The organism is Vallitalea sp. (assembly GCF_025211055.1).
GTDB lineage: Bacteria > Bacillota > Clostridia > Lachnospirales > Vallitaleaceae > Vallitalea.
In genome coordinates, this window is sequence record NZ_JAOARO010000015.1 from 1 (window position 1) to 5,332 (window position 5,332).

Annotated in this window: 3 protein-coding genes and 2 pseudogenes; 4 read left to right on the top strand and 1 reads right to left on the bottom strand. The window is 29.3% G+C overall.

Annotation, left to right across the window (positions count from 1 at the left end):
• The 3 genes and pseudogenes from N4A55_RS01945 to N4A55_RS01955 form a co-directional block, all read left to right on the top strand.
• A pseudogene (locus N4A55_RS01945) lies at positions 1-1,080 on the top strand (hypothetical protein); the annotation flags it as partial.
• Positions 1,077-1,523 (top strand): hypothetical protein, encoded by a 447-nt coding sequence (locus N4A55_RS01950; RefSeq protein ID WP_293753731.1) that lies wholly within the window; start codon positions 1,077-1,079, stop codon positions 1,521-1,523. The pseudogene N4A55_RS01945 and the gene N4A55_RS01950, both read left to right, overlap by 4 nt.
• 541 nt (positions 1,524-2,064) lie before the next feature.
• Positions 2,065-3,258, top strand: a complete 1,194-nt coding sequence (locus N4A55_RS01955) for a hypothetical protein (protein WP_293753732.1) — start codon at positions 2,065-2,067, stop codon at positions 3,256-3,258.
• A gap of 60 nt (positions 3,259-3,318) precedes the next feature.
• On the opposite strand, the gene N4A55_RS01960 is transcribed toward N4A55_RS01955, so the two are convergent.
• Positions 3,319-4,764 carry a M23 family metallopeptidase gene (locus N4A55_RS01960; RefSeq protein WP_293753733.1) on the bottom strand — a complete coding sequence of 482 codons (1,446 nt, stop codon included), beginning with the start codon at positions 4,762-4,764 and terminating at the stop codon, positions 3,319-3,321.
• Positions 4,765-5,192: 428 nt separating this feature from the next.
• On the opposite strand from N4A55_RS01960, the pseudogene N4A55_RS01965 reads away from it, so the two are divergent.
• Positions 5,193-5,332: pseudogene (locus tag N4A55_RS01965) on the top strand (IS66 family transposase zinc-finger binding domain-containing protein); the annotation flags it as partial.

The following is a 5,332-nucleotide window of genomic DNA, read 5'->3' on the forward strand; positions in this document are numbered from 1 at the left end:
GTATTGGATGATTCAGTAATAAGTACATATAGTAAATCAGAGTCAGAGAGTATTTTGGGTAAGGAAAGATATTATTATAATGAGAATAGAATAAAGAAATTGCAACAGTATATTCAAGATAAAGGATTAAATGTTGATGTAACAGGTCAATTAGATAAAGCTACTTTCCAAGCTTTGCATATGATTGGGATTAATGATTTAATGGAAAATGGGGTTATACAAGAGGATAGTTTTAGAGGGGATGGGCTTAACCTTTACTCGTACGTATCCAATAACCCTATTAATTACGCTGACCCAACAGGGCATTGTAAAGAAAATAATAATAATGAAAATGATACATATAGATCAATTGACTTAACTAATGGGGTAAACATGTATGATCCTAACTCAAAACTTGCACAATATATACACGATGTTAAAACAGTATCTTATATGATTACTAATCGTTATGTTGAAGAAGCTTATAAAACGCCGATAACTGGAGATCTTTTTGCGCCACGTCAATTTAAACCAACTGCGATGGAGCTAGTGTATGAACAGTTAGGCATTACTGTAAATAATAAGAAAAATGAACCTGCGATTAAAGTTGGTCTTAGAATAATAAAAGAAGTAGAAGATTTATATAAATCATTCCAAGAGGGTGTTAGTGTAGGAGGTCCTAATCCTGTAGCGGTAGGTGTTACTACTTTTGCTAGTTTTCTATATAAACACAATAAGGATAATATAGAGCCTGGTTATCTACAAGACTATTTATTTAATGCTTGGAGTAAGCATAACAAAAAATCGCTGCTTATTAATGTAAGCAAAGCCTTATATGTAGAAAATACAGAGTATAAGTATTTAGTTAACTCTGTTGGCGCTAGAGAAAAATTTATAGAACGCTTGGATAATTCCAAAGATACCATAAATAATATGAACTTAAGTGATTATGATGAGACTACACGAAAAAATATTAAATATTTATCTACAAACTATATAGATAGAATAATTGACATGAATGAAAATTATTCCGAGTCAGAGAAAAAACTTAACAGGAAATTAAATATACTAGATAAGCAGATAAGGGAGAAATTAAAATGATACCTAAGCAAAAATTTTTACTTGTTATAATGCTTATTATATTAGTTATAAGCGGATGTCAGAAACAAAACAATTCATCAGCAAATAATACTAATACTGATATAACTGAAGAAAATGAAGGGAAAGTGATTTATATTGAATGCTATAACAAGTATAAGGATAACTTTGATAAATTAACGGATGGTGTTGATGAAACTAATGCACACGAAAAAGTACCAACCCTTTATACTGACGACAACAAGAAGATTATAGAAGAAATGGGAAATGTTATAAGTGAGTATGATGAAAAATTAGCACCTTATGAAGATTACTATCCTATGTATAATGACTTAAAGGAATCATATGATAGGTTAAAGAAAGATTTTGCTCAACTAGAGCAGTGGAATGAATTAAGCTACACAGAGCAAATAGAAATTAGACTTTCATTTTTATTAATGTACTAAATATAACACAAGGTTGCTTCATAATTGTGTCATATGAAGCAACCTTGTTTTAATTGTTATAGTAAAGAAATTTGGTTTGATAAAGACTTAAGTAACCATACTTAAGAGACCTAGAGTTAATTAGTAAATAAGTCTACTTCCTGTAATATTTTGTATATCTGTAGTTGGCATATACTTAATATATTTCAAGATTTTGTTCTGAGGTCAAGAACCCAAAAGCCACCCGAACAAAGGGGATGAGTAAACTTGAAATAATATTATAATCTATATAAGGTAGGTTTAGAGATAAGTATTTCTATTATTGATAAAATTTTATAAAGCAACAGTTAAAAAGTGGATAATTACTTAGAGAAGATTTATAATATAATGGATAATTTATTTCCTTCATGAAACCCAGTATATTCCAATAGTTAATTTTTAGATATAAATACTATATGGAAGCTTTTTAATCGAAATGTTACTAGATCAAACTACTTCAAGATATCTTTACAGATAAAGATAAATAAATTGTGTGTTAAGCCATTTATAAGGAGAATCTATAATGAAAAAAATTATAATTTGTATTTTAACTATATTATTATCTGTTTTAATATGTTCTTGTACAAGCAAGAATAATCAAGACAATCTTTTGGAAGATAATGATAAAAAATTGAGTGATTCAAACAACTCATACAATCAAGATAGTGACAATAATCAAAATACTATGTCTAGAGCTGTAAAAAATATACCTAATCAACAATTTTCATCAGATCATAGTTTAAGTGATTCAGATACTATTATAGCTTGGGAACCTTTTCTTCTAGGTAGTTATAATAAAGAAGAAAATTATTGGAAATCATGCTCTCCAATAAAGGAGGTTTTATCTATCACTCCAATAACCTTTGGTGATATCCTTACAAAATCATCTTTTTATGTTTTTTACGAAAAACAGTTAATAGGAGAATCAAGAAAAATTAGCTTTCCATATAGTGCTCATTATAGCCTAGAAGATATGGAGAATTCAAAAAAGTTAATTGAGTTAGCTAAAACCATCCCAAAAAGAGAAGGAGACTACGTATTTAATTTACCTGTTTCACTGGATAAAAACCTGTATAACCTTCCATATCCAGATAACGGTTTATTAATATCATTTGAAATTGATTACAAAAACAAGGAATTACCTAATTTTAAAAGCAATAAACTTGTATTGTCTAATAAATTAAATCCTTATCCAAGAAATTATTTTCTTACAGATAATGTTCCTAAGAAAACGACTGAAACAGTAGATAGTTTGTTTGCAAAATATAAAGTTACAGATATAATTCCAAACTATAAATATTGTTATTCGGGTGATTTTGATGATGATAATGAATTGGAATATTTAACTGTTATCAATAATAAATTAGGTGAAAACAATGAAATTGTTGTATCATCAAAAACTCAAATAGACGAAACTGCTTTTTATAATATTATTATTTATCAAGATGGAACAACCATTCAAATTTTAAAAGATTCATGGAATATAGCCCCTAAAATTAAGCCAACTATAAAAGGAAACGATAAATACTATTCAAACTATTATTGGAATGAATCTAACTATTCTATTTTAAGCAATTTATTAATTGCAGATGTTAATGGTGATAATAAATATGAATTCCTCTTTGAATCAAGAGAAGCTTTAGTTGTTAACTTTGAGACCTATTCAATCTTTAATAATGACTATCATTTAGTATTGAAGTCAAGTTACCCTTATTAAGGTGAATAATTTCCAGGGAGCTAAAATGCTAATATTTTAGCTCCCTTTGGATTTGTATTTTTAAGTTAATGTATTTTCATATTCGCTAATTACTCTAGCTTCTGTAGATACTACACCATAAGGATCGTAAAATCGTAACCCTTTACAACGAGGATACTTATTACTATAATCGCTTTTTGTAGTACCATAAAAATATTTAGGGTAGTTACCTGATTTATATTCATATACTTTACTTATTTGCTCAAAAGTATATGGATGATCTGAACCACTACTACAATATCCACTTATTCTTTTCTCTTTTTGGTCAGTATATACTGCTAGATGAAGATGAGTAGCTCCTTCCGACCCAGTATCACCAATAGTTCCTACTTCTTGATTTTTAGAAACAGTTTTTCCATCATATAAATCTTTATCAATTGATTGTAAATGATGATAATTCGAATAAAAAGTTTGATTGTTAATTGTGTGTTCTAACACCACAGCTAATCCTAAACCATCATTCGTTTCATATGACGTTCTTAGTCCCACAACTTTTCCAGCAAATAATGCACGAGCCTTAGTTCCAAGTATGTCATAACCTAAATGTCCTTTTCTATTTGTGCTTTTATCATTAAACCCTTGTGATAGTGTATATCCTGCCATAGAATATCCAGCTGGAATAGTATAATTTTTTTTATATGATTTAAAATCATTTACCGATAAATATGGTTTACTACCTCCCATAAATCCTGCCCAATAATATCCTCTAACTTTTTGTCCATCTTTATATGTAAATTCAATAAATGCCCAACCATTAGGTTTTTCTACACTAAAATATGTTACTTCTGTTCCTTTAGCAATAGTACATATTTTTTTACTTTGGGTATTATTTGAACTGTGACTTGATGCCTGACAAGTATATACATCTCCTTCATTAAGAATGTATCTTATTCCTGTAGAGTTCCAAGTTCTTGAAGGAATTGTTCCAGGTGAAGGGATAGCCCAAGTTCTTACATAAGCTCTTTTCTTTTTACTTCCAGAAATATTGTACTCAATAAAATAATATGAACCCTCTTGCCATAAAAGCGTTACACTTTCGTTAGAAACACTTCCAGCCTTCATATAACTTGTATTTGGACCATAATACGTAGTATGTGTACCTGATACATTGACTATAGCTGGAGTGGTTGGAGGTGTTACAACAGATTTCATTTTACAGGTAAGTGCAAAACTACCTGCCCCTGATGCATATTGGACATCCATTCTTATCCATTGTCCTGCACTTACATTATACTCTATTCTTTCTAAATCACCTTGACTACCAGATGTACTTATCGCTAAATTATTATCATTTTTGTCGTAAATGTACAAGTTAACACTAAGCCCACTTGAAGGTACTACTTCAAATACTGCTGTTCCTGATTGATTAAATTCAGTATAAAACCAATTATCGCCATATGTTGTTAAGTTCCCTATGTATGAATTATTAAGATTAATTCTAGTAGGGTTATTAAAATCTTTTGACATTTTTCATCTCTCCTTTAAAATTTTTTATTGTATTAAGCCTTTAATATCCACCTAGGTTTGTTTGGCTTGATCTAATTTTAATATAACTTCACCTGACATTAACACGGCATATTAAGAATTTTAAAAATGATATGTCTAGGTGTGTTTTTTAGGCATGATAAATCTAACACTACTATATATTATTGAGAATTGAAATAAACCCTACTTTGATATGAAGTTATTCTTGTTAATAACAATGACTAGAGGGGGATCGACATATCTTAGTCTCCGATAGAACACTTGCATACACTATGCATATAACTTGAGTTATAGACTATACCATATAAGACTATCTTCTAATAAGTAAAAAGAACGTATTATCACAGCAATTTGCTATAGAAGATACGTTCTTTGTTTTATAAAATTTCTGTCAACGTTTCTGGTAACAAGAAGTCATTGAATATAAGTTATCAGAAGATGAATTAGAATGTCCTGCATGTAATGGTCCACTTCATGAAATGAGCAAGGAAATAAGAAAAGAACTAAAAATTATACCAGCTCAGGTCAAAGTAGTAGAACATGTACGATA

What these genes read in the sequence shown, in the direction of transcription:
- N4A55_RS01950 (WP_293753731.1), top strand. Translation starts at nt 1,077, where the DNA reads ATGATACCTAAGCAAAAATTTTTACTTGTTATAATGCTTATTATATTA.
- N4A55_RS01955 (WP_293753732.1), top strand. Translation starts at nt 2,065, where the DNA reads ATGAAAAAAATTATAATTTGTATTTTAACTATATTATTATCTGTTTTA.
- N4A55_RS01960 (WP_293753733.1), bottom strand. Translation starts at nt 4,764, where the DNA reads ATGTCAAAAGATTTTAATAACCCTACTAGAATTAATCTTAATAATTCA.